At 70.9% G+C, this 24,555-nt stretch carries 26 protein-coding genes and 1 pseudogene; 12 read left to right on the top strand and 15 right to left on the bottom strand.

The genetic code is table 11. The features are described from left to right. Positions 1-99: 99 nt before the first annotated feature. Positions 100-873, top strand: a complete 774-nt coding sequence (locus ACH4U7_RS28740; RefSeq protein WP_398530720.1) for a sulfite exporter TauE/SafE family protein — start codon at positions 100-102, stop codon at positions 871-873. Here the strand turns inward: ACH4U7_RS28740 and ACH4U7_RS28735 are convergent. From ACH4U7_RS28735 to ACH4U7_RS28725, 3 genes are all read right to left on the bottom strand, one after another. After that, complete coding sequence (locus ACH4U7_RS28735; protein WP_398530719.1) at positions 848-3,109, bottom strand: PQQ-binding-like beta-propeller repeat protein; 2,262 nt, start codon at positions 3,107-3,109, stop codon at positions 848-850. The genes ACH4U7_RS28740 and ACH4U7_RS28735 overlap by 26 nt on opposite strands. A 221-nt stretch (positions 3,110-3,330) precedes the next feature. After that, positions 3,331-3,840 carry a hypothetical protein gene (locus ACH4U7_RS28730; RefSeq protein WP_398530718.1) on the bottom strand — a complete coding sequence of 170 codons (510 nt, stop codon included), beginning with the start codon at positions 3,838-3,840 and terminating at the stop codon, positions 3,331-3,333. A gap of 57 nt (positions 3,841-3,897) precedes the next feature. Further along, entirely contained in the window at positions 3,898-4,770 is an 873-nt protein-coding gene (locus ACH4U7_RS28725; RefSeq protein ID WP_398530717.1) for a LysR family transcriptional regulator, read from the bottom strand. A gap of 144 nt (positions 4,771-4,914) precedes the next feature. On the opposite strand from ACH4U7_RS28725, the gene ACH4U7_RS28720 reads away from it, so the two are divergent. Then, on the top strand, positions 4,915-6,381 hold the full coding sequence (locus ACH4U7_RS28720) for an MFS transporter (protein WP_398530716.1): 1,467 nt from the start codon (positions 4,915-4,917) through the stop codon (positions 6,379-6,381). On the opposite strand, the gene ACH4U7_RS28715 is transcribed toward ACH4U7_RS28720, so the two are convergent. Next, complete coding sequence (locus ACH4U7_RS28715; RefSeq protein ID WP_398530715.1) at positions 6,356-6,814, bottom strand: DUF2000 family protein; 459 nt, start codon at positions 6,812-6,814, stop codon at positions 6,356-6,358. The genes ACH4U7_RS28720 and ACH4U7_RS28715 overlap by 26 nt on opposite strands. A 49-nt stretch (positions 6,815-6,863) precedes the next feature. On the opposite strand from ACH4U7_RS28715, the gene ACH4U7_RS28710 reads away from it, so the two are divergent. From ACH4U7_RS28710 to ACH4U7_RS28700, 3 genes are all read left to right on the top strand, one after another. After that, on the top strand, positions 6,864-7,694 hold the full coding sequence (locus ACH4U7_RS28710; protein ID WP_398530714.1) for an AraC family transcriptional regulator: 831 nt from the start codon (positions 6,864-6,866) through the stop codon (positions 7,692-7,694). A 140-nt stretch (positions 7,695-7,834) separates the two neighbouring features. Then, entirely contained in the window at positions 7,835-8,182 is a 348-nt protein-coding gene (locus ACH4U7_RS28705; protein ID WP_398530713.1) for a DUF1330 domain-containing protein, read from the top strand. A 97-nt stretch (positions 8,183-8,279) separates the two neighbouring features. Next, positions 8,280-8,480, top strand: coding sequence for a hypothetical protein (locus ACH4U7_RS28700; RefSeq protein WP_398531033.1), 201 nt, complete (start codon positions 8,280-8,282; stop codon positions 8,478-8,480). Positions 8,481-8,562: 82 nt separating this feature from the next. Here ACH4U7_RS28700 and ACH4U7_RS28695 read toward each other — a convergent pair. Next, positions 8,563-8,649 (bottom strand): annotated as a pseudogene (locus ACH4U7_RS28695) (esterase/lipase family protein); the annotation flags it as partial. 327 nt (positions 8,650-8,976) lie between these two features. Between ACH4U7_RS28695 and ACH4U7_RS28690 the strand changes: the two are divergent. After that, entirely contained in the window at positions 8,977-9,900 is a 924-nt protein-coding gene (locus ACH4U7_RS28690; protein WP_398530712.1) for a hypothetical protein, read from the top strand. 91 nt (positions 9,901-9,991) lie between these two features. Here the strand turns inward: ACH4U7_RS28690 and tgmC are convergent, their stop codons facing one another. From tgmC to ACH4U7_RS28665, 5 genes are all read right to left on the bottom strand, one after another. Continuing rightward, the gene (gene tgmC, locus ACH4U7_RS28685) at positions 9,992-11,116 is read right to left on the bottom strand and encodes an ATP-grasp peptide maturase system methyltransferase (protein WP_398530711.1); all 1,125 of its coding nucleotides are present in this window, start codon (positions 11,114-11,116) and stop codon (positions 9,992-9,994) included. Continuing rightward, positions 11,113-11,586: a hypothetical protein gene (locus ACH4U7_RS28680; RefSeq protein ID WP_398530710.1), complete on the bottom strand. Its 474-nt coding sequence runs from the start codon at positions 11,584-11,586 to the stop codon at positions 11,113-11,115. The genes tgmC and ACH4U7_RS28680 overlap by 4 nt, the downstream gene beginning before the upstream one ends. A gap of 50 nt (positions 11,587-11,636) precedes the next feature. Continuing rightward, complete coding sequence (locus ACH4U7_RS28675) at positions 11,637-12,080, bottom strand: MvdC/MvdD family ATP grasp protein (protein ID WP_398530709.1); 444 nt, start codon at positions 12,078-12,080, stop codon at positions 11,637-11,639. Further along, positions 12,080-12,346, bottom strand: a complete 267-nt coding sequence (gene tgmA, locus ACH4U7_RS28670; protein WP_398530708.1) for a putative ATP-grasp-modified RiPP — start codon at positions 12,344-12,346, stop codon at positions 12,080-12,082. The genes ACH4U7_RS28675 and tgmA overlap by 1 nt, the downstream gene beginning before the upstream one ends. Before the next feature lie 743 nt (positions 12,347-13,089). Continuing rightward, complete coding sequence (locus ACH4U7_RS28665) at positions 13,090-13,518, bottom strand: ATP-binding protein (RefSeq protein ID WP_398530707.1); 429 nt, start codon at positions 13,516-13,518, stop codon at positions 13,090-13,092. A 230-nt stretch (positions 13,519-13,748) separates the two neighbouring features. On the opposite strand from ACH4U7_RS28665, the gene ACH4U7_RS28660 reads away from it, so the two are divergent. The 5 genes from ACH4U7_RS28660 (at position 13,749) to ACH4U7_RS28640 (ending at position 17,027) form a co-directional block, all read left to right on the top strand. Further along, positions 13,749-15,035, top strand: a complete 1,287-nt coding sequence (locus ACH4U7_RS28660) for an XRE family transcriptional regulator (RefSeq protein ID WP_398530706.1) — start codon at positions 13,749-13,751, stop codon at positions 15,033-15,035. Further along, positions 15,032-15,571, top strand: coding sequence for a GNAT family N-acetyltransferase (locus ACH4U7_RS28655; RefSeq protein WP_398530705.1), 540 nt, complete (start codon positions 15,032-15,034; stop codon positions 15,569-15,571). Before ACH4U7_RS28660 ends, ACH4U7_RS28655 begins: the two co-directional genes overlap by 4 nt. 74 nt (positions 15,572-15,645) lie before the next feature. Beyond that, positions 15,646-15,804: a hypothetical protein gene (locus ACH4U7_RS28650; protein WP_398530704.1), complete on the top strand. Its 159-nt coding sequence runs from the start codon at positions 15,646-15,648 to the stop codon at positions 15,802-15,804. 57 nt (positions 15,805-15,861) lie between these two features. Next, positions 15,862-16,533 (top strand): enoyl-CoA hydratase-related protein, encoded by a 672-nt coding sequence (locus ACH4U7_RS28645; protein WP_398530703.1) that lies wholly within the window; start codon positions 15,862-15,864, stop codon positions 16,531-16,533. 32 nt (positions 16,534-16,565) lie between these two features. Next, positions 16,566-17,027, top strand: coding sequence for a PaaI family thioesterase (locus ACH4U7_RS28640; protein WP_398530702.1), 462 nt, complete (start codon positions 16,566-16,568; stop codon positions 17,025-17,027). Positions 17,028-17,057: 30 nt separating this feature from the next. Here ACH4U7_RS28640 and ACH4U7_RS28635 read toward each other — a convergent pair whose 3' ends face one another. Together ACH4U7_RS28635 and ACH4U7_RS28630 are read right to left on the bottom strand one after the other, a co-directional pair. Next, positions 17,058-17,801: an aminoglycoside 3'-phosphotransferase gene (locus ACH4U7_RS28635; RefSeq protein ID WP_398530701.1), complete on the bottom strand. Its 744-nt coding sequence runs from the start codon at positions 17,799-17,801 to the stop codon at positions 17,058-17,060. Positions 17,802-17,919: 118 nt separating this feature from the next. Continuing rightward, a complete protein-coding gene (locus ACH4U7_RS28630) occupies positions 17,920-18,498 on the bottom strand; it encodes a hypothetical protein (protein WP_398530700.1) in 579 nt (192 codons plus the stop codon). A gap of 216 nt (positions 18,499-18,714) precedes the next feature. Here ACH4U7_RS28630 and ACH4U7_RS28625 point away from each other — a divergent pair, with 216 nt between their 5' ends. Continuing rightward, positions 18,715-21,507, top strand: coding sequence for an AfsR/SARP family transcriptional regulator (locus ACH4U7_RS28625; protein WP_398530699.1), 2,793 nt, complete (start codon positions 18,715-18,717; stop codon positions 21,505-21,507). A gap of 50 nt (positions 21,508-21,557) precedes the next feature. On the opposite strand, the gene ACH4U7_RS28620 is transcribed toward ACH4U7_RS28625, so the two are convergent. The 3 genes from ACH4U7_RS28620 to ACH4U7_RS28610 form a co-directional block, all read right to left on the bottom strand. Beyond that, positions 21,558-22,247, bottom strand: coding sequence for a glycoside hydrolase family 11 protein (locus ACH4U7_RS28620; RefSeq protein WP_398530698.1), 690 nt, complete (start codon positions 22,245-22,247; stop codon positions 21,558-21,560). A gap of 261 nt (positions 22,248-22,508) precedes the next feature. Continuing rightward, on the bottom strand, positions 22,509-23,660 hold the full coding sequence (locus ACH4U7_RS28615) for a hypothetical protein (RefSeq protein ID WP_398530697.1): 1,152 nt from the start codon (positions 23,658-23,660) through the stop codon (positions 22,509-22,511). A 31-nt stretch (positions 23,661-23,691) separates the two neighbouring features. Next, a complete protein-coding gene (locus ACH4U7_RS28610) occupies positions 23,692-24,273 on the bottom strand; it encodes a hypothetical protein (protein WP_398530696.1) in 582 nt (193 codons plus the stop codon). Positions 24,274-24,555: the final 282 nt, after the last annotated feature.

Here is a 24,555-nt window from a genome sequence, read left to right as displayed (position 1 = left end):
TGGACACTGTCTTGCATACGAGACGGCGAGTCTGGAGGATGAGCCGACGGCGGACACGGACATGGGTACGGGCACAGGCGCGGGCAGGAGTGGGGACGGATGAGCATCGGGTCCTCGGCACTGCTGGTGTCGGCCGGCGTGGCCTCGGGGCTCGCCGGCTCGATCGCCGGGCTGGCCTCACTGTTCAGCTATCCGGCCCTGCTCGCGGCCGGTCTGCCGCCCGTGGCCGCCAATGTGACCAACACGGTGGCGCTGTTCTCCAACACGGTGGGCACCGCGGCCGGATCCCGGGCCGAACTGCGCGGCCAGCGCGACCGCCTGCTGCGTCTGGGCGTCCTCGCCGCGCTCGGCGGCGCGGTCGGGGCCGCGCTGCTGCTCTCGACCCCGTCCTCGGCCTTCGAGGCGGTCGTGCCATGGCTGATCGCGCTCGGCTCGGTGCTGATCCTCGTCCGTGACCCGCTGCGCCGCCTGGTGGAGTCGAAGTCGCGCCCGGTCGGCCGAGCCGCCCGTCCCACGCTCCCCATAGCCTGCGCGATCCTGCTGGTCGGCCTGTACGGCGGCTATTTCGGCGCGGCCTCAGGCGTGCTGATGCTGGCGGTGCTCTCGCTCTCCGCCGCCGCCGGCGAGCCGCTTCCGGTCACCAACGCCGTCAAGAACATCGCCACCGGCGCGGCGAACATCACCGCCGCGGTCGCCTACGCCTTCGTCGCGCCCGTGCACTGGGGCGCCGCCGTGGCGCTCGGCGTCGGGGCCCTCGTCGGCAGCTGGGTGGGGCCCATGATCGTACGGCGGCTGCCCGAGACACCCCTGCGGATCGTCATCGCCCTGGCCGGTCTCGGCCTCGCCGTCAGCCTGTGGCACCAGGGGACGTGACCTGCCCGGACGCGGACGGCCGGGCCGAGGGCTGGGTCGACGGCTGGTCCGACGGCCGGGCCGAGGGCCGGTCCGCGCGCACGGAGAACGCCGTGTACCCGGCCGTGGCCACGATCTCGTCCTTGACGAGCATCACGCTCGGCGGGACGGCCACCCCCCCGATCCCGACGTTGTTCAGCGCGGTGATGCGCCATGCCTCCGCCCCGGTCCTGGTGTCCAGCGCCAGCAACCGGCCGAAGCGGTTGGAGAAGTACAGCTGTCCGTACTTCTCGGACCTCACCGGCGCGGACAGGCTCTCGACGTCCGTCGACCTCCGCCACAGCCTCCGGCCGGTGTCCGCGGACACGGCGCTGACCGTCCCGTTGTCCTGGACGAAGTAGACGACGCCGTTCAGCACGGTGGCCGAGCCGTACATGGTGTGGGACAGCGCGGTCCGCTCGGTCCCGCCGGTGCGCGGGTCCACTCGGATCAGGGCGTTGTACGGCCGCACGTACCCCTCGTCGTACACGTCTTTCGCGGTCTGCGGCACGAGGAACACGGGCTGGTCGTGGAAGGCACCGAGGAGCAGCGACTTCTTGGGGAGGGTGGCGAGTTCGCGCGGGGTGCCGTCAGCGGGGTCGAGGCGCAGCAGGGTGTACGGGCCCTCCTTGGCCAGGCCGGACTTGTCCATGGGTGAGCACAGGGCGTACGGGACGCCGCCCAGCACCGTCGGATTGCAGAACTTCCCTGCGGGCGCCGGCGACCGCCACAGCAGCCGACCCGACGTCCCGTACGCGATGAACTCCAGTTCACCGTCCGACAGCGTCAGCACCCCGCCGGGGAACAGGACCGCCGATCCGGCCCCGCTCATCCGCTGCTCCCACCGCTGTTCCTTGGTGTCGGCGTCCAGCGCCACCACGTACCGGCCCCGCTCCGCCGTCTCCCGGTAGGCGTAGACGACCCCGTCGCGCACCCCGATCGGCCGCGCCTGCTGCGGGGTGTCGCCCCACCGCCACCGGATGCGACCGGTGGCGGCGTCCACCGCGGCGACGGTGAAGCCCGTTCCGCCGCAGTACAGGGTGGTGGTGGCGTCGGACACACACCCGGACTTCTGGTAGCCCATCTGGGGGCCGGACGTGGTGACGCTCAGCGACGTGCGCCAGGGGCGCCAGCCCTTGGGCAGCGCCGCGGACGCCGTGGGCTGCGTCGAGTCCGGCGAGGGCGAGTCCGTCGCGAACATCACCGCCGCGACGGTCAGCCCGGCCAGGGCCAGGGCCGCGCCGACGGCGGTGAGGATCAGCCGCCCACGGCGCCGCCGCCCGGCGGCGGGCTCGCCGGGGGGCTGGGGCGGCAGGGCTTCGGGGGCTCTTGCGGCACTGGCCCCCAGGTGGGTGGGGACTGGCCCTTGGGCGTGCGGCCGTTCGGTGGTCGAGGGGGGCGCGGCGGCGAAGTCGGGAAGCGCGTCCAGCATGCGGTGCAGCTCGGCCAGATCGGGCCGCTCGGCCGGCTCCTTGGCCAGGCAGCGTTCGGCGATCGCCACGAGCGGCCCCGGCACCCCGGCCAGCGTCGGCTGCTCGTACATCACCTGATAGCCCGACACATACGGGCTGTCGGACTCGAACGGTGCGGCGCCCGTGGCCGCGAACACCAGCAGCGACCCCAGCGAGAACACGTCCGAGGCCGCGGTGACCCCGCGGGGACTGCGCAGTTGCTCGGGCGACATGAAGGGCGGGGTGCCCAGCACCCTCCCGACGGTGACGGTGAGCGTCTGGTTGTCGGCGGCGCGCGAGATGCCGAAGTCGATGACGCGCGGCCCGTCGTCGGCCATCAGGATGTTGGAGGGTTTCAGATCCCGGTGCACCACCCCGACCTGGTGGATATCGCGCAGCGCCTCGACGAGCCCCAGCCCCAGCGTCCGCAAGCTCCGCCCGTCCAGCGGGCCTTGTTTGCGTACGACCTCGCTCAGGGTGGGCCCGGGCACGTACAGCGTGGCCATCCAGGGCCGTTCGGCATCCGGATCGGCGTCCACCACGGGAGCGGTGAACGCCCCGCTCACCTTGCGCGCCGCCGCGACCTCCTGCCGGAAGCGCGTCCGGAACTCCTCGTCCTGCGCGTACTGCTGGTGCACAAGCTTGACCGCGACATGCCGCCCCGAGGCCGAGCGTCCGAGATACACCACGCCCATGCCGCCCGCGCCGAGCCGGTCGACCAGGGTGTAGCCGCCTATGAAGTCAGGATCCCCGGTGTTCAGGGACATGGCCCATCCTCTTTCCCCGCCCTACTGTCTCGCTCGTCACCCGAACGCGTGCGCCGCACTAGATTGCGCCGCACTAGATTAGGTGGGCGGGCACGCCGCGGGCGGCCGACCACACCAGGGCCGCCGCAGAATCGGCACAAGTCGAGCACGACCGTGACGTTAGCCCACCCCTCCTGGCCCGGGCCCACCCGGTCGTCCGCCTGGCACCTCAACGCCGGGCCCTATGGCTGCTGACCCGCCGCTGAATGGCAGAAGCGGCAGCCATCCCAGTACGGCAAGGCGCTCAGCACACGGTGCGGTACGCACGAGGCGACCGCGGCCTCGCCGGGCCCGGGGAAGCTGCCGCCATCACGGCGTACGGCGTCGGCCGGGTCGAACGCCTCGACCATGGCCTTGAACTGCCGCAGATACCCCTCCGCGAACGGCGGCTCGTACCCCAACTCGTCCCAGCGGTGCCGGCGCAGGGCGAGGCCGACGACGCGCACCACGAAATCCTTCGCCCGTGCCTGTGCGGCGGGCGTAGCCCCCCAGTCGATTTCCTCCAGGTCGAACCCGACGGCCCCGCGCCCCATGACGTTCTGGTCCTGCAGGGTCAGGAGGGCGGCGAAGCGGTAGTCCCAGGCGTCGTGCGCGAGATCGGAGGCGGCGAGCGTCAGGACGTCGAGGAAGACGTCCGTACCGCCGTTGGACAGGGAGAGGCCGTCGCCGCCGCCCCGGAACAGGTTTCCCACCCGCGTCACGGTACGCAGGACTCGGCGCCGGGCGGCGCCGCCCGGCGCCGCCCGGCGCTAAGGGGTCGTACGGGGGGCCGTGCGGGGCAGCGCGCTGGCCGCGTACAGCAGTTCACGGACCTCGGGCACCTCTTCGGCCGACGCGCTCCACACCAGCCGCAGCCGGAGGTCGTGGGTGGGCAGGCCGAGCCGGACGAGACGGCCGGCCCGTACCGCGTCGGCCACGGCGAAGCGGGGCAGCAGCGCGATCCCCAGCCCCTGTTCCGCCCAGGCCCGCATCACGGCGACGCCGCCGGCGTCGAGCCGTTCGACCTCGGGTCCGAGGACGTGGTCGGCGGCCATCCTGAAGCTGCACTGGGCGACATTGACCAGGAGTTTTTCCCCCGCGAGATCGGCCGGGCGCAGGGCGTGGCCGGCCAGCCGGTGCCCCGGGGCGGCGACCAGGTCCAGGGGGACGGTGTCGACGTCCAGGCTGGTCAGCGGGGCCGGGGGCACGGGGAAGCCCAGGCCTCCGAGGGTGCTGCCGAGGTCGAGCAGCAGGGCGGCGGTGAGTTCCCCGGCCAGGACTTCTTCGAGGAGCAGGTCGCGGCTGGTGGCGACCCGTACGTCGACCGCGAGGCCGGGATGGCGCCGGGCGAGCCGCTGGAGTACGTCCGGTACGCAGGTGGCGGCGATGGTCTCCAGCGCGCCGAGCCGCAGGCGGGGGCGGGCCCCGCCGACCTCCCTGACCGCCTGCTCGGCCTGGTCGAGCAGCCGCCGCGCCCAGGTGGCCATGCGTTCCCCGGCCGTCGTGGGGCGCATCCCGCTCGCCGTGCGGTGGAACAGGGCGACGCCCACGGCTCGCTCCAGCTCCCGGATCTGCGCGGAGACCGACGACGGCGCGAGATCGAGGGCGTTGGCGGCCTCGGTGACCGTGCCGTGCTTCAACACAGCCTCAAACGTCCGGAGTTGCCTCAACTCCACTGCTGTTCTGCTCTCTTCTGCGTTCGCCCGACCGAGCGTGCGGTTTTTCCGAACGGAGTGTACGGCCGGGCCGGTGGAGCGGGGCGGTTGCCCGGACGCACAGTGCCGGGCATGACGCTCGACAAAGCCCTTCGGCCCGCAGCCGACCCCGCCACCCACCCCGGCCCCGCGGCCCCGGTCCGCCGCCCGGCACCCCTGGCGCCCCTGGCACCCCCGGCACCGCTGGCCCTCCTGGGCATCTCGCTCGGCTACTTCATGGTGCTGCTCGACACCACCGTGCTGTCCGTCGCCGAACCGGATCTCGCCGCCTCGCTGCACACCTCCGTGGCCGGCCTCCAGTGGGCGACCACCGGCTACACGGTCGTCTTCGCCGCTCTGCTGCTGTCCGCGGGAGCGCTGTCCGACCGGCTGGGCGCCCACCGTGTCTTCCGCGCCGGCATCGCACTGTTCGCGGCGGGGTCCGCGCTGTGCGCCCTGGCCCCGACCGTGGGCGCCCTCATCGCCGTACGGGCGGTCCTCGGGGCGGCGGCGGCCGCCTGCGTACCGTCGTCACTGGCGCTGATCGGCCGCCTGTACTCGGACCAGGCCCGGCGCGCCCGGGCCGTCGCGACCTGGGCGGCGATCAGCGGCGCGGCCGTCGCCGCGGGGCCGCTTGCGGGCGGGGCGCTGGTGGGCGCCGCGGGCTGGCGTGCGGTCTTCCTCATCAACGTCCCCCTAGGCGCCCTGGTCCTCGCCCTGACCGCGACCCGGCAGCTGCGCTGCCCGCGCGGCGACCGCGACCTGGACTGGCCGGCCCAGCTCGCCGCCTGCGTATGCCTGGCACTGGCCACGGACGGCCTCATCGCGGCGGGCGCCCAGGCGTGGGGCCACACCGCCGCCGCGCTGACCGGCGCCGCCGCGACGGCCGTCGTGTTCGCCAGGCTCGAACGCCGTAGCTCCGCCCCCGTGCTCAACCCGGCGCTGCTGCGCTCTGGGGCGGTCCGCGCGGGCCTCGCCGCCGGTGCGGCGGTGAACTTCACCCTCACCGGCACCCTCTTCGTCCTCCCGCTGCTCCTCCAGGCGCGCGGTATGGGACCCCTGACCACCGGGCTGGCCTTCCTCCCCCTCACCGTGCCGTTCGCCGTGAACCCGCCGCTGACCGGGAGGATCGTCGCGAAGTCCGGTCCGCGGCTCCCCGTACTCGCCGGACTGGCACTCCTCGCCTCCGGCACCGCCGCCCTCGCCCTCGCGGCCCGCGCCGACGCCCGCTACGCCTGGCTGGCCGCAGGCCTGCTGCTGACCGGCCTCGGCGTCTCCTGCGCGCTCCCCGCCCTGGTCACCGCCGTGGTCAGCGGCGCCCCGCAGAGCGCGGCCGGAGCGGCCGGCGGCCTCCTCAACGCCGCCCGCCAGGCGGGCGCGAGCCTCGGCGTCGCCATGATGGGCGCGCCTCTCATGGCGGGCGGGACGACCGGGGCCTCCGGGGCGACCGGGGCCTCCGGGGCGACCGGGGCGTTCTGGGCCTTTCTGATGGCGGCCGTCGCCTGCGCCGCCACGGGCATCTGGTTCGCGGCGCTCAGGGGTGCATCCGAGCGCCCTTGATCACCTTGTCGACCGCGTTCCGCGGCCCGTACACGGCGAGCCCCACCAGATCCAGCTGGTCCTTCGGTACGGCCCGTACCGCCGCGCGGTTGTCCCGGTCGTTGCCGGTGGTGAAGAGGTCGGAGGTGAACACCGCCCGGGGGAGCGCGCGGGACAGGGCGCGGGCGTGCGCCGCGGTCAGCGTCTCCTTCGTCCCCTCGAAGACCAGGACGGGCTGGCGGAACATCGGCAGATACGGGGTGCCGTCGGCGTCGGCGTACGGTTCGCCGATCACCTCGGGCAGCTCCGAGCCGAGGCCGCTGACCAGGAACGCGGTCACATTCAGCCGCTGCCAGGGCTGCAGGTCATCCCGCAGCACCACGGCGATCTTCGTATCGAAACGTACGGGGGCGGTCTCAGCCGTCATGTTCGTGTCGCTCGTCGTGCTTGTCATGCTTCGAGGCTGCCGACCGCCTCGCCGTACCGTCTTGTACGTTTCTTGCATGGTGTCCCCGCAAGAGGTATCCGCGTGGCGCCCGCAGGTCCCGGGCGTCGTCGAGGTCTTCCATGCCCACTTCACCGAGCACGCGTACCCGATGCACGTGCACGACGTATGGACCCTGCTGATCGTCGACAACGGCGCCGTCCGCTACGACCTGAACCGCCGTGAATGCGGCACCCCGCACGACACGGTGTCCCTGCTCCCCCCGCAGGTGCCGCACAACGGCTCACCCGCCACCCCGCAGGGCTTCCGCAAGCGGGTGGTCTATCTGGACCTGTCCCAGCTGGACGAAGGGCTCATCGGCCCGGCGGTGGACCACCCGGACATGGTCGATCCCCTCCTGCGCCGACGCATCGGACAGCTGCACGCGGCATTGGCCCAGCGCGGCGACGAACTGGAAGCGGAGAGCCGCCTCGCCCTGATCGGCGAACGGCTGCGCGGCCACCTGCGGCCCCGGCTCGCCGCCCCGCCACCCAAAACGGACCTCGGCGTGGCGCACAGCCTGCGCGAACTCCTCGACGAGCGGCTGTCGCACGGCATGACCCTGGACGATGCCGCCAAGCTGGTGCACGCCCACCCCACCCACCTGGTGCGGGCGTTCAGCGCGGCCTTCGGCATCGCCCCGCACCAGTACGTGATGGCCCGGCGGGTCGACCACGCCCGGCGGCTGCTCCTCGACGGCCGGCCGCCCGCGGAGGTGGCGACCGCGGTCGGCTTCTACGACCAGCCGCATCTGACCCGGCACTTCAAACGCTTCGTGGGCGTCACCCCGGGGCGCTACGCCCGGAAGGCCCGCCCCACCCGCGGCCGGCGGCCCGGGAAAGCGGCCTGAGAGCGGGGGCCGACGCCTCGGGCCCTCAGCCCTGCCCCGGGCGATTACCTGCCAGGTCATCGACCCCGACGGCCCCGTACGCCACGATCGTCGGCATACGGAGCCCCACGGCGCCGCCACCGACCGGAAGGACGCCACCCATGTCTGCCTACGTCATAGGTCATCTGCGGGAGGCTGCCCCGCACCCGGAGATCGCCGAGTACATCGAGCGCATCACCGCCACCTTCGAGCCGTACGGCGGCCGCTTTCTCGTCCACGCCACCCAGCACGAGGTGAAGGAGGGCAGCTGGCCCGGGCATGTCGTGGTGATCGGCTTCCCGGGGATCGCCGAGGCGCGGGCCTGGTGGGACTCGCCCGCGTACCAGGAGATCGCCCCGCTGCGCTCGCGCCACATCGAGGGCGACATCATCCTGGTCCCCGGCCTCCCCGAGGGCTACGACCCGGCGTCCACCGCGAAGGTGATACGGGAGGCGGCGTCTGCCGCGTAACCCCACGGAACTCGCCCCGCCCGCGCGCGCGTTGAGGAAGACGCGGCGTCCCGATTTTCGGTTGATGGGTGGGAAGAGCAGAGGAGATAGTGGCTGCATGAGTCCTGCATTGAGCCGCCTGGCCAGTATCGCGATTCTGCTGATCGGCATCGCTGTCGCGCTCTGGCTGGCCTTCGGGCCTCCGCAGGACTGGGAGGGCGGTATGAGGTGGCTGCGGCACGGTCTTGTGTGGGGCAGCCTGGGATTGGCCCTTCTCTCGGCCCGGCTGATATTCCCCGCCACTCGAAAAGTGACCTAGCCTGGATCCTCAAGGACCGGTGCGTGCCCGTGCCCCTCAACCCGCCGCGAGACTGCGGGTGTTCGTCGGCCCCCACGGCATGGGGGCGGGGCATCATCCCGCCCTGGGAGTGGCCGACGATATCGACCTTGGCGGCCCCGGTGGCGGTGCGCACCCGGTCGACGTACGCGGCCCAGAAGATGCGTTGCGCGTGCGCGGAGCGGTGCGGCCGTACAAGCCGGTCCAATGTCCCGTGCCAGTAGTTGAGTACGCATTACGCGCCCTGCCGGATCCTCGTACGCGGGGGTCCGGCGAGCCACCAACTCCCCTAAAGAACCTGGGGAAAAGAACTCCCCACCCACCCACCCTTCCGCCACGTCACCCGTACGAGTGACCGGCTTGCGGGTGTGGGATGCAGGCGGTTACGTTCGCCGCAACAACCCCACACAGACGACGGCCCCCGCAGGGACGGCAATCCCGAACGAGGGCCTGACCACCCAGGAAGACCCGCTTCCCGATGGCTGACACGCAGTCTAACGCGCATGCGCGCTTCGATGCCGGAGCTCCGACCTCCGGCGTGATCCACGTCCGTACCCGCCTCAACACCGGCTTCACCGTGATCGCCAACGCCCTGGCGCAGCGGCGCGGAAGCGCGGTCACGATCGGTGTCGCGGCCTACATCCTCTCGCTGCCGGATGGCGCGCCCGTGAGCATCGCCGCACTGTGCGAGCACTTCACCGAGGGCGAGATCCTGATCTCGCGCGCGCTGCGGGAGTTGGAGGCCGCCGGTTATCTGGAGCGGCGCCGCGAGCGCGGGCCCGGCGGGCTGATCCGTACGCGTACGTACTTCCGCGACGTACCGCAACGGGACCTGCCCCAACGAGACCTGCCCACCTTGCCATCGCGCCCGCGAAAGCCCAGCCCGCATCCCACGGCCGACACCGCGCCCACACCAACTTCCGTTCGCGCACCGGTGCCGGTACCGGCACCGACCCCGACCACGACGCCGCAACCCTCCCTCGCCGAGGCCGACGAACAGGCTGTCGCCCTCCTCGCCTCACTGCGCATCGCCGACCCACGGCTGATCCTGTCCCGACGCGAAGTGGCCCAACTCGCCCCCGCCGTCACGCAGTGGCTCGCGGCGGGCGTGGGGCCCAGGCAGCTCACCAGCGCGCTCACCGCCCGGCTCCCGGACCGCTTGTTCGCCCGTCCGGCCCGTATCCTGGCCTTCCGCCTCAGCGAACCACCCCTCCCCGCCCCCGACTCCGCCGCGTCCACGCCCCGCACACCACCCCCGGCCGTACCCCTGCCCTGGCAAACCTGCGACGGCTGCGAACGCCCCCTCCGCGCGGCGGAGCCCACCCGCTGCCGCGACTGCAGGCACGGGGAGGACGTTCCGGCATCCGCTACATCTGACGAGAATCTGTGTGTGGCCTGCTGAGCGACAGGCTGAAACAGAGAGACGGGCTGCCCAATCGCTCAGCGGCTCGTCGTCTGGATCAGCTATGTCGCGTGCTCCCTGCGTGCGGTACTCAGACGGGCAGATTCCAGGAGGGGCCGTCAGGAGCGCCCATCCATACCCGCTGTGTGCCGTCGGTCTCGACGGTCATCCCGAAGTCGGACTGTGAGGGTGATCCTGCACCCTGCCAGGTGATGAGTGCGTCTTCCACTTGGTCCCAGAGGTGGAGGGGTCCGTGTTGGTGCACCTGCCAGCCGTCGGCAGCGGATTCGGTCCATGCCTGTGATCCGGTGGCCACGTCGACGAGGATCACACCGTCGCCACTGGTCATGAGTTCGGCGGAGGGGGCAGCGAGCTGGGCGAGGAACTGGCCGGTCCAGTCCTCGACGAGGGCGGGGTTCACGCGGGTGGGGCGGGTCTGACCGGAGTGCTGGTAGTAGAGGGGGCGCGGTGGGCGTTCGTGGGGGCGGGCGAGCATGTAGCCGATCTGGTTCCCGGCGAAGCGGCCGGTGGCCGTGCCGTCGTCCTGGACGGTGAGGCGGATGAGGCCAGAGGCGAGCATCCAACCACTGATGGTGGTGGTGATGGTGCCGCCGTCGCGCACTTGGAAGAGCCAAGCCGGAGGGATGTGGCGGACGGCGCAGGTGGCAACGATCGCGTCGTACTCGGCTGCGTCCTTGTGCCCGGCGAGGCCGTCTCCGGTAACCAGGTTCGGGAAGTGCCCGGCCGCGTGGATGTGGTCGGCCGCTGCGGTGGCAAGGCCCGGGTCGTACTCGATGGAGAAGACCTGTTCGTCGCCGAGGCGGTGACAGAGGATCGCGGTGGAGTAGCCGGTGCCGGTGCCGATCTCCAGCACCTTGGCACCGCCGCGGATGCCCGCAAGGTCGAGCATGCGCACGATGAGGGAAGGCAGCGTGCTGGACGAAGTGGGGCGTCCGGACATCGGGCCGGAAGCGTCGGCGGCGGCCACGCCGTCGATCTGCGTGACCCAGGTGGTGTCTTGGTAGACCATGCGCAGCCACTCGCCGGGGTCGGTCTCGTCGCGGTGGACGGGTTCCCACTGGGTGCCGGTGGGGCGGAACAGGGCGTCGCCGAGGAACAGTTCGCGGGGGACACCTTCGAGAGCATCGCGCCATGCGGGGTCATCCACGTGGATGGCGCCGGCAAGGTGGCGGCGTAGGGCGGCAGGATCGGTCATGCGCTTCCTTCGGGGTGCTGAAGACAGTCGGCGAGGGCGTTGGTGATGGGGGCTGTGATGTGGTCGGGGAACCACGCCCATTGACCGTTGGGATTGCACTCATACCAGTGCCACCGGCCGTGACGGTCCAGGCCGAAGTCGAAGGCGCCGAAAACCAGGCCGAAGGCGTCGAGGTAGGCGCGCACGCCTTTGGAGATCTCGGGCGGGACAGGGAGGGGGGTGTAGGTGAGTGCGTCGTAGTGGCGGCGCCAGTCAATCCCGGGCGAGCCGTCGATGCGGACGGCGGAAAGGTGGTCGCCGACGGCGGTCAGGCGGATGTCGGCGGTCTTGTTCACCCGCTGCTGGAACATGTGGGCGGTGTGGCGGAGGCGGGTGTCGATCTGGTCGGGGGTGACGTCGTCGATCCACACCGTCAGGGCGCGGCCGGTGGTGTCGGTGTAGTCGGTCTCCCTGAGCGGCTTGTAGATCACCGGCCCGTGGTCGGCTGTGAACTCGCGGGCGGTGTCGGTGTGGTTGGTGATCAGGGTCGGGGGAACGGTGAAGCCGCAGCGGGCCGCGGCGGCGAGCTGGCGGGCTTGTACTCGGCGTCACGGTTGCGCCAGGGGTGATTGATGTACTGGGCGCCGGGCAGGGCGGCGAGAACACCGCCGAGCCCGTAGCGGGCTTCTTCGACCGTCCAGCGGGCGGTCTGCTCGGGCATCGCGAGGTCGGCGGTGTAGGGGGTGGGTCGCCGCCAGTACACCGAGCGGACGTTCCCCAGGTCGAGGGTCCGGGTGCCGGTGGCGAGGGTGCCGCTGGGCCCGATGCTGTCGAAGGTGCCGGACAGGCTGACCTCAGTGGGGAAGTCGCCGGGGTCCAGGCGGACCACTGGCACGCGGCGACGGTTGAGTTCGCAGATCACTTCGTCGGCCGTCGCGTCGTCCAGTCGCGTGACGACGAGGACGGGCGGCCCACCCACGGCCATCAGTCAGTGTCCCCTTGCTGGTCGCTGCCCTGGTCCGGGTTGCCGTCGAGGCTGGTCTTCGTCTTCGTCTCCTTCGACGTCTCCGACCTCTTGTGCTTGTCCATGGTCGGCATGGGCGTGCCATCGGGGTCGACCCAGACGGGGACCTGCGTGTGCGGGTCGAGTACGGGCCGGGCGGCGGGAAGTACGGCGGCGTCGGGGAAGGGCTTCAAGCGCCCGAGTCCCCAGGGGGTGACCTGATCGGTTGGCGCTGTCGCCTGCTGCATGAGTCTCCTCGTCTCTCGAGTGGTCCAACAGCGGCAGTCGCCTCCTGGCCGGGCCAGAGGGCGACAACCCGTCCCGGCCACGCGGTGGTTTGCCGGTACACCGCATGTCTGGATGCCGGAGGCGGGGGCTTGTGGGCCCGGGACGACGGGGGCACGGACCCGGGCCATCCCGCCCGAGGGGTACGGGCGGGGCCCGGCGGCGTGTGTCTTCACGGGTGGCCGCGCGCCGCCGGAGTCAGCGGAGTGGGTAGAGGACGACGAGGGCTAGGAGCAGGGCGGCGGAGCCGAGCCACCAGGTTCGCCACCACTTCCACCAGGGCGACCTGGGGCGGCGTCTGCGATGGGCGCCCATCAGTGGCCCTCCGCGCCGAGGAGTAGCGCGGCGCGGGGACCATGAGGGCGGCAGCGCCCGGAGGGGGCTGGGAGGCAGTCCCGAAGCCGGGCAGCGAACCCTCCGGCTCCGGGAGGGTCGTCGGGTGGGGTGCGGGTGCCGCACCGGCAGGTGTGCGGATGTGGCACCCGGTCAAGGTGACCGTGGGGACGGGAGGCATCGACCGCCGGGGCAACCGCGGATTCCTCCTCGATCGACAGGTCCTCGCGGGTGATGGGCGCGAGCTTCCGGGCGGCGTGTGCAAGCTCGCGGGCCACGAGCAAGCCCATGACACCGATCCCGACCGCGTTCGCTGCCGCGAGTAAGACCCCGGCCAGTGCCCCGTCCGAGTCCGGCGCTCGGTGCCGGCCGTTCAACGCTGCTCCTTGCTGGTGAGCGTGGCCCACACGAGCTTGCCCCACGGCTTGGGCTCCACGCCCCAGTCCTCGGCGAACGCGGCGACGAGAAACAGCCCGCGCCCGTGTTCCGTGTCCGCACCGGCTGTGCGGGCCTGTGGGCGCCGCTTGTCCTTGTCCACCACGGCTATCTGCACGGTGTCCTCGGACGGCCGGGTGACGATGACGCGGATCGCATCACCACGAGCGTGATCGACGGTGTTGGTGACCATCTCCGAGACGATCAACTCACCGTCGTCGGTCAGGTTTTCTATGCCCCAGGCCGCGAGCGCGGTGCGTACGAGGAGGCGCGCTGCGGCGGCGCTCTCGGGGATGCGGGGCATGCACTCGCTGTATCCGGGGTGGCCGGTAGCTGCGGCCTGAGCTGTGGTGCTGAGACTCGTCATGAGTGGAGCCTTCACGGTTGTCTCGGCGCCCAGCTCGCCCCTCGGGGAGCCCAAGGAGCGGGCCGGGCCGTCAACAGCCGCCCGCATGGGGAAGGGCGACCGATAACCAGACAACTCTCGTTTGAGGCTGATCGGTTAGGGCGAAGAGGCAGGTATCCGGCGAACCGCCCTAGGGCGATTTGATCCACCATTTACCTGGTGGTGTGGGTTCGTAGGGCTACGGTGCGTAGATGGACACCACGCGCAATGCGACTCTTGAGACGTGGATGGGCGAGCACGGCTACAGCTCCAACAGCCTGGCTGAGGCGGTGAACAAGGCACTTGAACGGTTCACAGGACGGATGGGCGGATTGGACGGCTCGTCTGTCCGGGGCTGGAAGGCAGGCCGGGTCCGGTGGCCCAAGGCGGCAACCCGCAAGGCACTTGAGGATGTGACCGGCCTGCCCGCCACCGCTTTAGGGTTCGTGCCACGGGGCCGGACGTCACCCACCCCAGCCCCACCGCAGGAGGACCCCGACATGAAGCGCCGTACTCTCGTCGGAGGCATCGCCGCCGCTGCCGCAGCAGCAGCCTCCCCCGGCACTGCCGCACCCCGTCGCATCGGCATGAGCGACGTCGAACGCCTGCAGTGCCGATTTGCCGAGATCATCGCCAGCGACCACCGCCACGGCGGACAGCTCAGCATCGAGCAGCAGGCCGCCGCACTTGCCGACGAGGCACTGAATCTCCAGAACGCCGGCAGCGCCACCCAGCGCGTGCGCAGCAGCCTGTACGCCTGCGCGGCCTCGTTCCGTTCCTCGGCGATGTGGGCAGCGATCGACGGCCGCCGCTACAACGACGCCAAGGTGCACATGCGCGAGGCCCAGGCCCTCGCCGAGATGTCCGGCGATCAGGCGATCAAGTTCCGTATCTGGAGCCACACGGGAACCATGTACCGGCACATGGGATGCCCCGCCGACGCCCTCGCCGCGAACGATGTCGCGCGTAACTTGCACATCACGCGCCGCGACCCCATGTTCGCGTCCCTCGGCCTGGCCCGGCAGGGGGCCATCCTCGGCGTGGCGCAGGACCGCACCGGCACCCGCCGCGCGTTCGACCACGCGCAGGACGCCATGGACCGCGCCAACCCCGATGCCTACCGGCCGGTGTGGATGATCGCCTTCTACGACCAGGCCGAACTGGACTCGCTCGCACTCTCGGCCTACCTGTCGCTCGGCGCCTACCAGACCGCCGAATTCCACGCTCATCGCTGCCTGTCGGCTCTGCGGCCCCACATGTGCCGATCCAAGGCCATCGCCACCACCCGGCTCGCACACGCCCAGCTCGCGCAGGGCGCCGACGACGCCGCCACCTTCACCGCGATGTCCGTCCCCCAAGACGCCGCTACCCAACACCCCCGGGTAACCCGCATGCTTCAGGAATTCGGGGCTGCGCTGCGCGCCACGGCGCAGGGCAGCTCCACCGTGCAGACCTGGACCGAGCACACCGGCGAAGCCTGGAGGGCGACGACCGCATGACCGCAGCACCCGCCATCGAGCTACGCACCGCAACCAGCCTCGAACCGGTCCGTGGTGACCTGATCGACGTGTACGCCGACGTGCGTGCCCCACTGCTCCACCTGCCGAACTACGCCGTCACCGCGTTCGGTGAGCGCCTGGACCGGCACGGCGGTGAGCCCGGTTTCGTGGCCGTCCTCGCGTACGCCGACGGGCAACCGATCGGCTACGCCTACGGCAACACCATCGAGCACGGTGACCGGTACTGGCAGCGCACCAGCCCGACACCAGCAGAGGAGTACACCAGCCGTCCGGCGGTGGCTCTGAAGGAGATCGGCGTACGCACTGCCTGGCGCAAGACCGGGACCGCTCGGCGAATCCACGACGCTCTGCTCGACACGCGCGAAGAGCCATACGTCACGCTCATGGTCAACTCCGCCGCTGGCGACGGAAAGGTCCACGCCCTCTACAGGGCGTGGGGGTACGAGGACATCGGCCAGAGCCAGCCGTCCCCGGCCTCACCTGTCTTGACAGTGATGATCCGTGCCACCCACTGACTGGCTGACTCAGGAAACAGACGAGGTCGGCGCCCCATTCCCTGAACCCTTGCGTGTTCTGTGCCGTACGACGTATGTTACCGCCAGGTAGTAAGACCTTCATCGCCGCGGTGGAAGGCGCCGTGATCATGTGCCGGGCCGAGCAGAGCACCGCCCCGCTCGAGGTGGCCGCCGCCGAGATCCACGACCTGCTGGTCCATGCCCTGCGCACCGGGCCCGAGCCGCTTCCATGACCTGTCGGCCATGTCGTGCTGTGCCGTGCCGACCCGCCCCTGTGTGAAGGAGTAGCCATGCCCACGCTGGACCGCCAGGACAACGTCTTCGTACTCGACCTCGGGGACGGCGAGAACCGCTTCCACCCCGACTGGCTCGCCTCCGTCAAAGCCGCGCTGGACGAGGTCCGGTCGGCGGAGGGGCCCCGCGCCCTGGTGACGGCCGCCACGGGCAAGTTCTACTCCAACGGCCTGGACCTGGACTGGCTGCTCGCCCACGCCGATCAGCACCACGACTACGTCGTCTCCGTACACGACCTCCTGGCCCGGATGCTGTCCCTGCCGCTGGTGACCGTGGCCGCGCTGCAGGGGCATACCTTCGCGGCGGGCGCGATGTTCTCGCTGGCGCATGACGTCCGCGTGATGCGCGCCGACCGCGGCTACTGGTGTCTGCCCGAGGCGGACATCAACATCCCCTTCACCCCGGGCATGTCCGCCCTCATCCAGGGCCGGCTGGCCCCGCGGACCGCCCATGAGGCCATGGTCACCGCCCGCCGCTACGGCGGCCACGACGCGCTCACCGCGGGCATCGTCGACCGCGCGGTGGCCGAGGCCGCCGTCCGGTCGACCGCCATCGAGTTCGCCGCGGCGCAGGTGGGCAAGGCCGGAGACACCCTCGGCACCATCAAGACCCGGATGTACGCCCCCGTCCTGGCCGCCCTGCGCGACAAGGACATCCCCCTCGGCTGACGCCGACGCACCCCGCAAGGAAACCCCGCCCCATGTCGACCACAGACCTGGCCGCCCTCTCCGGCCTCGACCTCATGCGCTGGATACAGTCCGAGCGCCCCACCGACATCCCCTCCATCGGCCGCCTGCTCGGCATGCGCTTCGACGAAGTCGACCACGGACGCATCGTCGTCTCCCTCGACACCCGCCCCGACTTCGCCAACCCCCTCGGCATCGTCCACGGCGGCATCGCCGCCACCCTCCTCGACTCGGCCATGGGCTGCGCCGTCCACACCACCCTCCCCGCGGGCGTCGGCTTCACCACGCTGGAACTGAAGGTGAACTACATCCGCGCCGCCCGCACCGAAGGCCAGACCCTCACCGCCGAGGGCACCGTCATCCACGCCGGCCGCCGGACGGCGACGGCCGAAGGCAAAGTGCTGGACGAACAGGGAAAGCTGATCGCCCACGCCACGACGACCTGTCTGATCGTCGGGGCTGAGGGAGATGCGTAACCGCTGAGGAAGGGGAGGCAGGGAGGGGCGTCAGGTCGCGGCCCACAGCCGTCGGTAGAAGTCGATCCGCTCCGGGTCGGGGCTGATGCCGTAGCCGTCAAGGAGTGTGTCATCCCAGCCCGGCCCGTAGTTCCACTCGGTGCTCCACGTGGCCACGGCCAGGTCCGCCCACCGGTCGGCGAGGCCGAGGGCGCCCATGTCCACATGGCCGGACCATGTGCCGTCCGAGTTCAGGAGCGTGTTGGGCGCGCAGGGATCCCCGTGGCATACGACCAGGTGGTCGATCGGCGGCGGCGCGGGCAGATCCGCGGGCACCTCGGCGCCCGCGCGCCGGGCCACGTCCAGCCGGTGGTCGACGGACCAGCTGAACGGGCAGTCGTCCACGGGCAGCCGCTCATGCAGCGCCCGAAGCGCGGTCCCCAGCGCCCGTACGGCCGTCCGCGGGTCCGCCTTCCACCGGGGGCTGACGGCGCTCTCGCCGGGCAGCCCCTTGGTGATCATCCAGGTCCCGTCCTCATCGGCTCCAAGATCCAGAACCTGAGGAACGGGCGTATGGCGACCGGCCCAGCGCAGACGAGTGGCCTCAACCTCCAGATCCGCCCCCGAGCCCTTCGGATCCCACTTGGCGAACAGCCGGTCCTCCCCGCTGCCGAGTTGGAAGGTCAGGCCGCCCAACTCGTTCAGCCATACGGGCAGCACCGGCCGGTCTCCGGCAAGAGCGGTGATCGGCGCGGGCACGCGCACATCGCGAGGCGGCGGTCCGGAGTAATGCATACGCGCATGCTCTCCTTCGCGCCGCGCCGAACACGAGCGATTTTGCGGCGCGCCGAAGCGTCACGGTGCCGCGGTGCCGCGGTGCCGCGGTGTCGCCGTGCCGCCGTGTCGCCGTGACCTACTTGGCGTGGGCGACGTCCACGATCAGCTTGTCGCCGGACTGCTGCACCCGGAACGGCAGCTTGGCGCGGAGGCCCAGACCGACCTGGGTCTGCCCCTCGACGCTCGCCCCGAACTTGGTGTCCCGGAACGTCTTGTAGCCGGTGACGTTCACACCGGGCAGGGACTTTCCGGGCTTGCCGGCATACGTCTTCTGTGCCGGGTTCGACGGGTTGTAGCTCGGCGAGTTCACGACGATCTCCAGGATGGCTCCGCCGTTGACCCTGATCTGGTCACCGGTGCCGTTCTGGCGGAACTTCGTCACGTACCCGACGTGGTAGCCGATCTTGCTCGTCGCCCCCTTGATGTCGAAGACCATGCGGTCGTAGCACGTGTGCTTGCCCGTCGTGATGTTCCGCAACGACTTGGCGGTGGCGTCCTCGGCCGACTTGGTGTTGCTGTTCCAGGAGGCCGAGCAGGCCGCGGCCGATACGACCTGGTCCGCCGGACCGGTCGCGGCACCGGCGATTCCGGCCGTACCGGCCAGACAGGCGCCCGCTATGACGAGCACCGCGGCAGTCGTTCCGATCTTGCGCATGAAATACCTCTGAGTGGTTCGAACACTGATCCCGGAGAGAGTGAGCGGCCCTTCCGTGATCTTCACTCTTCCGTCAGGACGGCCGGACCTCATCCGCCCGGGTACTCAGCTCCGGCCACGTAAGTACTCACCTTGGTGGAACCTTGGCTGAAACTTGAACTGGCTGGTTGGGGTACGTCTTGCAAAAGTGGACCCCTGGCAACGGGGGGTGGGGACATGCCGATTGAGTTCCGTGTGCTCGGCGATGTCGGGGCGTATGTCGACGGAGCGGCGCTGGATCTGGGCCATGCGCAGCAGCGCTCGGTTCTGGCGGTGCTGTTGGCGGAGGCCCGGCGCACGGTGTCGGCTGATCAACTCGTCGACCGGATCTGGGGCGAGGGCACCCCGCAGCGCGCCAAGGGGACGCTGTACAGCTATCTGTCCCGTTTGCGGGGTGTGCTGGCGGTGGCCGAGGACGAGTGCAGGATCGCTCGGCGCCCGGGGGGCTACGCGCTGCTGGTCGACCCCGACTCCGTGGACCTGCACCGCTTCCGCGCCCTGGTCGAGCAGGCCCGGGCCGCCGACGAGGCGTCGGTGGCCGCGCCGCTGTTCGATCAGGCGCTGGGGCAGTGGCGGGGGGACTTCGGCGCGTCCTGTGACACTCCGTGGTTCGGCTCCGTACGGGAGGGGCTACGGCAGGAGCGGCTGGCCGCCCTGCTGGACCGCTACGACACCCTTCTCCTGCTCGGCCGCCATGGAGAGTTGCTGGCCGAACTGTTCACCCTTGTCGCGGAGCAGCCGCTCAACGAGCGGCTGACCGGCCACATCATGCTGGCGCTGTACCGCGGCGGGCGCGTCGCGGAGGCGCTGACCCGCTACGACGCCTTCCGGCGCCGGCTGGCCGAGGAACTGGGCGTCGACCCGGGGCCCCAGCTCAGACAGCTGCACCAGCAGATCCTCACCGCGGACCCGGCGCTCACCCCGCACCCCACCCCTTCCGCGGCCCCGCCGGCCCGCCACCCGGTCCCCGCGCACCTGCCGGCCCCACCCCCCAGATTCACCGGCCGCACCCATGAACTGGGCCGGCTGGCCCGCCTCCTGGACGGCCGGGCCGGGGCCGAAGACCCCATGGCGATCGTGGCGATCACCGGTCCCGGCGGCATCGGCAAGACCTGGCTGGCCCTGCACTGGGCCCACCGCCAGCTGCGGGACTTCCCGGACGGACAGCTCTACGTCAATCTGCGCGGTTTCGACCCCTCCGCGGAACCCGTTCCGGTGGCGGCGGCCATACGCGGCCTCCTCGACGCCCTCGGCGCCGACCCCGCGGCCATCCCCTCGGATGTGGAGGGGCAGGCCGGGCTGTACCGGAGCCTGGTGGCGGGCAAACGCCTGCTCGTCCTGCTCGACAACGCCCGCGACAGCGACCAGGTCCGGCCCCTGCTGCCCGGCAGCCCCACCTGTACGGCGCTGATCACCAGCCGCCACCGCCTCACCGGGCTCGCCGCCACCCACGGAATCCGCGCCCTCGGCCTCGACGTACTCTCCGAAACCGAGGCCCGCACCCTGCTCACCCGCCACCTCGGCGACCACCGCGTGGCCGACGAACCCGCGGCCGTCCACACGCTCCTGGACCACTGCGGGGGCCTTCCACTCGCGGTCAGCATCCTCTCCGCCCGCGCCGCCGCCCATCCGGACCTCCCCCTCTCGGCGCTCGCCGAGGAGGTCGAGGAGGCCGCCACCAGGCTCGACGCCCTGGACACCGGCGATGTCGCCGCGGATCTGCGGGCGGTGTTCTCCTCCTCGTACCGGGCCCTCGCGGCCGACGCGGCAAAGACGCTGAGCCTCCTCGGCCTCGCACCGGGCCCGGACATCAGCGTCCCCGCCGCCGCGAGCCTCACCGGCCTCCCCGCGCCCCGGGTCCGTGACCATCTGCGCACCCTGCAGGCCGCACACCTGCTCCAGCAGCACACCCCGCACCGCCACCGGATGCATGACCTGGTCCGCCTCTACGCCGCCGAACAGGCCGAGAACCTGCCGGCCGACCACCGTCAGTCCGCCCGCCACCGACTGCTGGACTTCTGCCTCCACAGCGCCTGTGCCGCGGCCGAGCTCCTGGACCCGCACAGGGACCGGATCCCCCGCCCCGACCCCAGGCCAGGCGTCATACCGGAGGCGTTCGCGGACGAGGAGGACGCCCTCAGGTGGTTCACCGCCGAGCATCCGTTCCTGCTCGGCGCCGTGGACCTCGCCCGCGCCTTCGGCTTCGACTCCCACGTATGGATGCTGGCCCAGGCCCTCGAGCCGTTCTTCGACTACCGCGGCCACTGGCGCGACTGGGCCGACACCCAGCACACCGCGCTGCTCGCCGCGCAGCGGCTCGGCGAGCTGACCTGGCAGGCCGACGCCCACCGCGGTCTGGGCGCGGTCTACACCCAGGTCAAGCGCCTCGACCACGGGCACACCCACTACCAGCACGCGCTCGACCTCTACGGCCGCGCGGGCGAGCGTCTGGGGCAGGCCCATGCCTACCGGGGCCTGAGCTGGGTGTTCGTAGAACAGGACCGGCTGCGCGAAGCGCTCGTCCACAACGAACGGGCGCTCGCGCTCTACCGGGAGGCGGACCACCGGACCGGCCAGGCCAAGTCGCTCAACAACGCCGGATGGCTGCACGCCATGCTCGGCGAATACGAGCACTCGCTCGACTACTGCACCGAGGCCGTCGAGCTCAACCAGAAGTCCGGAAACCGGCACGCCGAGGCCGGGGCGTGGGACAGCCTCGGCTACGCCCACCACCACCTGGGCAGTTACGCCGACGCCGTGAACTGCTACCAGCGGGCCCTCGACCTCGTGCGTGGATTCGGTGACCGGTGCGGGGAGGTCGAGATCCTCATCCATCTCGGCGACAGCCACGGCGCGCGCAACGCACCCGACCTGGCCCGGTCCGTAAGGCAGCAGGCCCTGAGGATCGCCGACGAGATCGACCACACGGCCGCCGACGAACTCCGCAAGAAGCTCAACGAGCCGGACTAGTCGGCAGCGGGGGACGGGGGACGGGGGACTGGGGACTGGGGACGGGACGTTCAGCCACTCACCGTGAGATTCGAGTTCCCGCTGCTCTGATATCCCTCGGTCGCGAGAATCATGTAGTACTTGAAGGTGCCCAGATTCATTCCGGAACGGGCCCAAGCGTCGAAGTGATTGCCCGTGGTGATGGTTCCACCCGTTTTCTTCGACTGCCGGACGCTCCAGTACTGATTGAACGTGCGAGTGCCTTCGACGGACGGCGCGTTGTAGCGCGTCGTCATGTAGATGTCGTACGTACCGCCGTCGCTGGTGACCGCGCCCTTGTACGTGCCCGTGGGCCGGTAGGTGCCCCAGTTGTCGACGATGTAGTACTCGACGAGCGGGTTTGAGGTCCACCCATAGAGCGCTAAATAGCCATTGCCGGACGGGTTGAAGCTGCCGGAGTAGTTCACACTCCGGCGTCCGCCGTTGCTCCAGCCCTTACCGCAGACGAAATTGGAGCAGTTGGTCCACGAGGTCCGGTAACTGCCGCCGGACGCCAGGGTCATGGCGACCGACCCGCCGCCATCGGTCCAGAACGAGTAGTAGAAGCCGTTGTTGGTGCCGGTCTGGTTCGTGGTGATGGTCGTGTCGGCGTACGCGGTGCCGGGCAGCATCAGCCCGGTCGTGGCCAGTGCCAAGGCGCCGGCGCGGCCGATGAAGTCCCTGCGGTTCACCGGGCGTGCGGGGGTGTTGTCCTCGTGCATGACTTCCTCCTCATGAAGGCTGGCGACCGACGATGGCGACAGTGTTGGACTGGGGCCGTTGGGTGTCAACGGTTTCCGCAAGGATTACGGAAACTCCGCCCTGGCTGGGAGATCTCCCAAAGGGATATAAGCCCAGTTCACTGCCGTGATCGACTCATCGGGCGGAGGTCGATTGACGAAGTCCCCCACTCAGAGCCCGAATTCCAGGGGGGCGATACTGAAAAGTTTTCGGAGACTTTCCGGATCACACTGGGACTGCCGTCAGCGCCGAGGCTGATACGGCGGGAATCGCATGGGGTCGGTGAAGTCCTGGTCCGCGTCGGGCCAGCGCTCGCGCAGCAGGGCGGCGATGCGCTGGACCCAGGCGGTGAGGTGTGGCAGGGCCCGGTGGGTCCGGGCGGTGCGCGCGGCGGCTTCAATCGTGGCGATGAGCTGAGGGCGGCTGCGGTGGCCCGTTGGGCGGGTGTCCACCAGAGCGAACCGCTGCAGACGGATCAGCGCCCAGGAGGCGCAGGCGGCGGCGAGCCCGAACCCGTACCGCCGGTCGTCCTCGGCGGCCGGGATGCCGCGGGCGAGGGCGCGGCGATAGCGGTCGGCCAGGCCCGTGGCGGCCGGGTCGCCGACCGACATCCAGGCGGGGCCGGGGACATGCAGGCACACGGCGTCGGTGAGTGCGTGGGTGTAGCCGGCGAATTCGAAGTCGATGAGGCGGGCGTCGGGCGGGCCGGAGGGGTGCAGGAGGACGTTGTTGGCCTCCGTGTCCCCGTTGCTGAGGGCGAGAAACGGACCCGGGGCGCGTAACTCGCCGACGGCCGCCGCGAGATCGGTGGCGGCTCGGCCCTCCGGGGGCGCCCCCAGCGCCACGGCGTGTTCGATCCCCGCATCGCGGTACGAGGCGAGTCGTCCGGCCTGATCGGCCACGCGGTCGACCGGCCCCAGCCTCGCCCGGCGCGCGTAGTACGCCTCGGCCCGCCCGGCGGTGGCCGCGTTCAGCTCGCCGCGGGCCTGAGCGAAGGCGGCCAGCCGTTCGTCGTGGACCGCCGCTCCGTCGCGCCGTAGCAGCTGATCCAGGGCCGTACGAGGCGCAAGGTCCTCCAGGACCACGAACCCGGCGGCGACATCGGCGGCGATGAGGCGAGGGGCGAGGGCGACCCCGACGTCGTCCCGGAGGAACTGGAGCGCGGCCAGCTCGGTACGGAGCCGCCACGCGGCCGTACGCGCCTGGACGTGGCCGCCCGCCGTCCACTTGACGACGACGGACGGCGGGACGGCCGCACCCCTGAGCCGGACCCGGGCCACGGCCCAGGGCTCCAGCCGCTCCCAACGCTCGACGGCCACCGGTGTGGAGTAGGCATCGGCCAAGAGGCTCTGTAGAGCCACGACGCGGGCGGCGCTCGTTCCGGGATCAGGCACCGGCCCACCGTACGGCTCGGGTGCCCGGCACCTAGGTCGAGCTCGAGCAGCTGGCGGTGAGGGTTTTGCCGGGCTTGTTCTTCTTCGTGTCCTCGTCCACGAGCTTGCCATCGACGAATATCTGGCAGCCGATTTCCGTCTTCGGGTTCACTGAACCCGTTTGCAGCGACAGCGACCTTCCCGGCTTCACCTTCAACTTCTTCGACCACGGCGTCTTGACCTCGTCGAGATCCAGGTCCGTATCACCGCTGCTGTTCTTCTTGCCGGTATACAGGTCCGAGTTGATACCGGGGATGTATACGCTCGCCGGTGAATCCCCCGTCACCTTGAATTCGACAGTCACCATGCTGTCGCTCGCGCCGTCCTTGTCGCCGTCGTCGGAGCAGCCTGCCAGCAGGGCTCCCGTGATGGCCAGACAGGCCGCGGCCTTATGTGTACGCATTGTTCCCCAACGGTCTTCTTCACGCGGCCGGTTGTGGATTTCGAACAACCGACGGCGAGTAATCCTCACATGCGTTCCGCCCGGGAACCAGCGGTTCCGGCCCGGTACGTGGATCAGTTCCGCTGTACCGGAGATAAGTTCGGACCGCTTCGATCCGCCGGCGCCGCGCACCGCCGTGCACCGCCGCGAAGCTGGAGGCGGCCGGCGTGGCCGGGCGAGCGGCCGGGCGAGCGGCCGGCGGGCACCAGCGACGCGGCCGGCGGCAGCGGCAGCCTGGGATAGGAGAACGTACGCCCCGTACGTGCTCAGGTCACCGCAATACACGCTGCGGGACCGGGCCGCGTCGTTCCGAGCGGTGCCGCTGACGCCCGCATCGCGGTAGCACTCGGCAACGCCTTTGCCCCCTATCTGCGCTTTATCGGGATTCGCCAGACCTCGACCGCATCGGCGATC

It is taken from the genome of Streptomyces sp. NPDC020845 (assembly GCF_044334165.1).
Taxonomy (GTDB): Bacteria; Actinomycetota; Actinomycetes; order Streptomycetales; family Streptomycetaceae; genus Streptomyces.
The sequence above is the reverse complement of the archived record's forward strand: the minus strand, read 5'-3'. Positions and strand labels throughout refer to the sequence as shown.

Bases quoted from the DNA above. Each gene is read 5' to 3' on its own strand.
- ACH4U7_RS28740 (WP_398530720.1), top strand. From the start codon at position 100: ATGAGCATCGGGTCCTCGGCACTGCTGGTGTCGGCCGGCGTGGCCTCG.
- ACH4U7_RS28735 (WP_398530719.1), bottom strand. From the start codon at position 3,109: ATGTCCCTGAACACCGGGGATCCTGACTTCATAGGCGGCTACACCCTG.
- ACH4U7_RS28720 (WP_398530716.1), top strand. From the start codon at position 4,915: ATGACGCTCGACAAAGCCCTTCGGCCCGCAGCCGACCCCGCCACCCAC.
- ACH4U7_RS28715 (WP_398530715.1), bottom strand. From the start codon at position 6,814: ATGACAAGCACGACGAGCGACACGAACATGACGGCTGAGACCGCCCCC.
- ACH4U7_RS28710 (WP_398530714.1), top strand. From the start codon at position 6,864: ATGGTGTCCCCGCAAGAGGTATCCGCGTGGCGCCCGCAGGTCCCGGGC.
- ACH4U7_RS28705 (WP_398530713.1), top strand. From the start codon at position 7,835: ATGTCTGCCTACGTCATAGGTCATCTGCGGGAGGCTGCCCCGCACCCG.
- ACH4U7_RS28700 (WP_398531033.1), top strand. From the start codon at position 8,280: ATGAGTCCTGCATTGAGCCGCCTGGCCAGTATCGCGATTCTGCTGATC.
- ACH4U7_RS28690 (WP_398530712.1), top strand. From the start codon at position 8,977: ATGGCTGACACGCAGTCTAACGCGCATGCGCGCTTCGATGCCGGAGCT.
- tgmC (WP_398530711.1), bottom strand. From the start codon at position 11,116: ATGACCGATCCTGCCGCCCTACGCCGCCACCTTGCCGGCGCCATCCAC.
- ACH4U7_RS28675 (WP_398530709.1), bottom strand. From the start codon at position 12,080: ATGGCCGTGGGTGGGCCGCCCGTCCTCGTCGTCACGCGACTGGACGAC.
- tgmA (WP_398530708.1), bottom strand. From the start codon at position 12,346: ATGCAGCAGGCGACAGCGCCAACCGATCAGGTCACCCCCTGGGGACTC.
- ACH4U7_RS28665 (WP_398530707.1), bottom strand. From the start codon at position 13,518: ATGACGAGTCTCAGCACCACAGCTCAGGCCGCAGCTACCGGCCACCCC.
- ACH4U7_RS28660 (WP_398530706.1), top strand. From the start codon at position 13,749: ATGGACACCACGCGCAATGCGACTCTTGAGACGTGGATGGGCGAGCAC.
- ACH4U7_RS28655 (WP_398530705.1), top strand. From the start codon at position 15,032: ATGACCGCAGCACCCGCCATCGAGCTACGCACCGCAACCAGCCTCGAA.
- ACH4U7_RS28650 (WP_398530704.1), top strand. From the start codon at position 15,646: ATGTTACCGCCAGGTAGTAAGACCTTCATCGCCGCGGTGGAAGGCGCC.
- ACH4U7_RS28645 (WP_398530703.1), top strand. From the start codon at position 15,862: ATGCCCACGCTGGACCGCCAGGACAACGTCTTCGTACTCGACCTCGGG.
- ACH4U7_RS28640 (WP_398530702.1), top strand. From the start codon at position 16,566: ATGTCGACCACAGACCTGGCCGCCCTCTCCGGCCTCGACCTCATGCGC.
- ACH4U7_RS28635 (WP_398530701.1), bottom strand. From the start codon at position 17,801: ATGCATTACTCCGGACCGCCGCCTCGCGATGTGCGCGTGCCCGCGCCG.
- ACH4U7_RS28630 (WP_398530700.1), bottom strand. From the start codon at position 18,498: ATGCGCAAGATCGGAACGACTGCCGCGGTGCTCGTCATAGCGGGCGCC.
- ACH4U7_RS28625 (WP_398530699.1), top strand. From the start codon at position 18,715: ATGCCGATTGAGTTCCGTGTGCTCGGCGATGTCGGGGCGTATGTCGAC.
- ACH4U7_RS28620 (WP_398530698.1), bottom strand. From the start codon at position 22,247: ATGCACGAGGACAACACCCCCGCACGCCCGGTGAACCGCAGGGACTTC.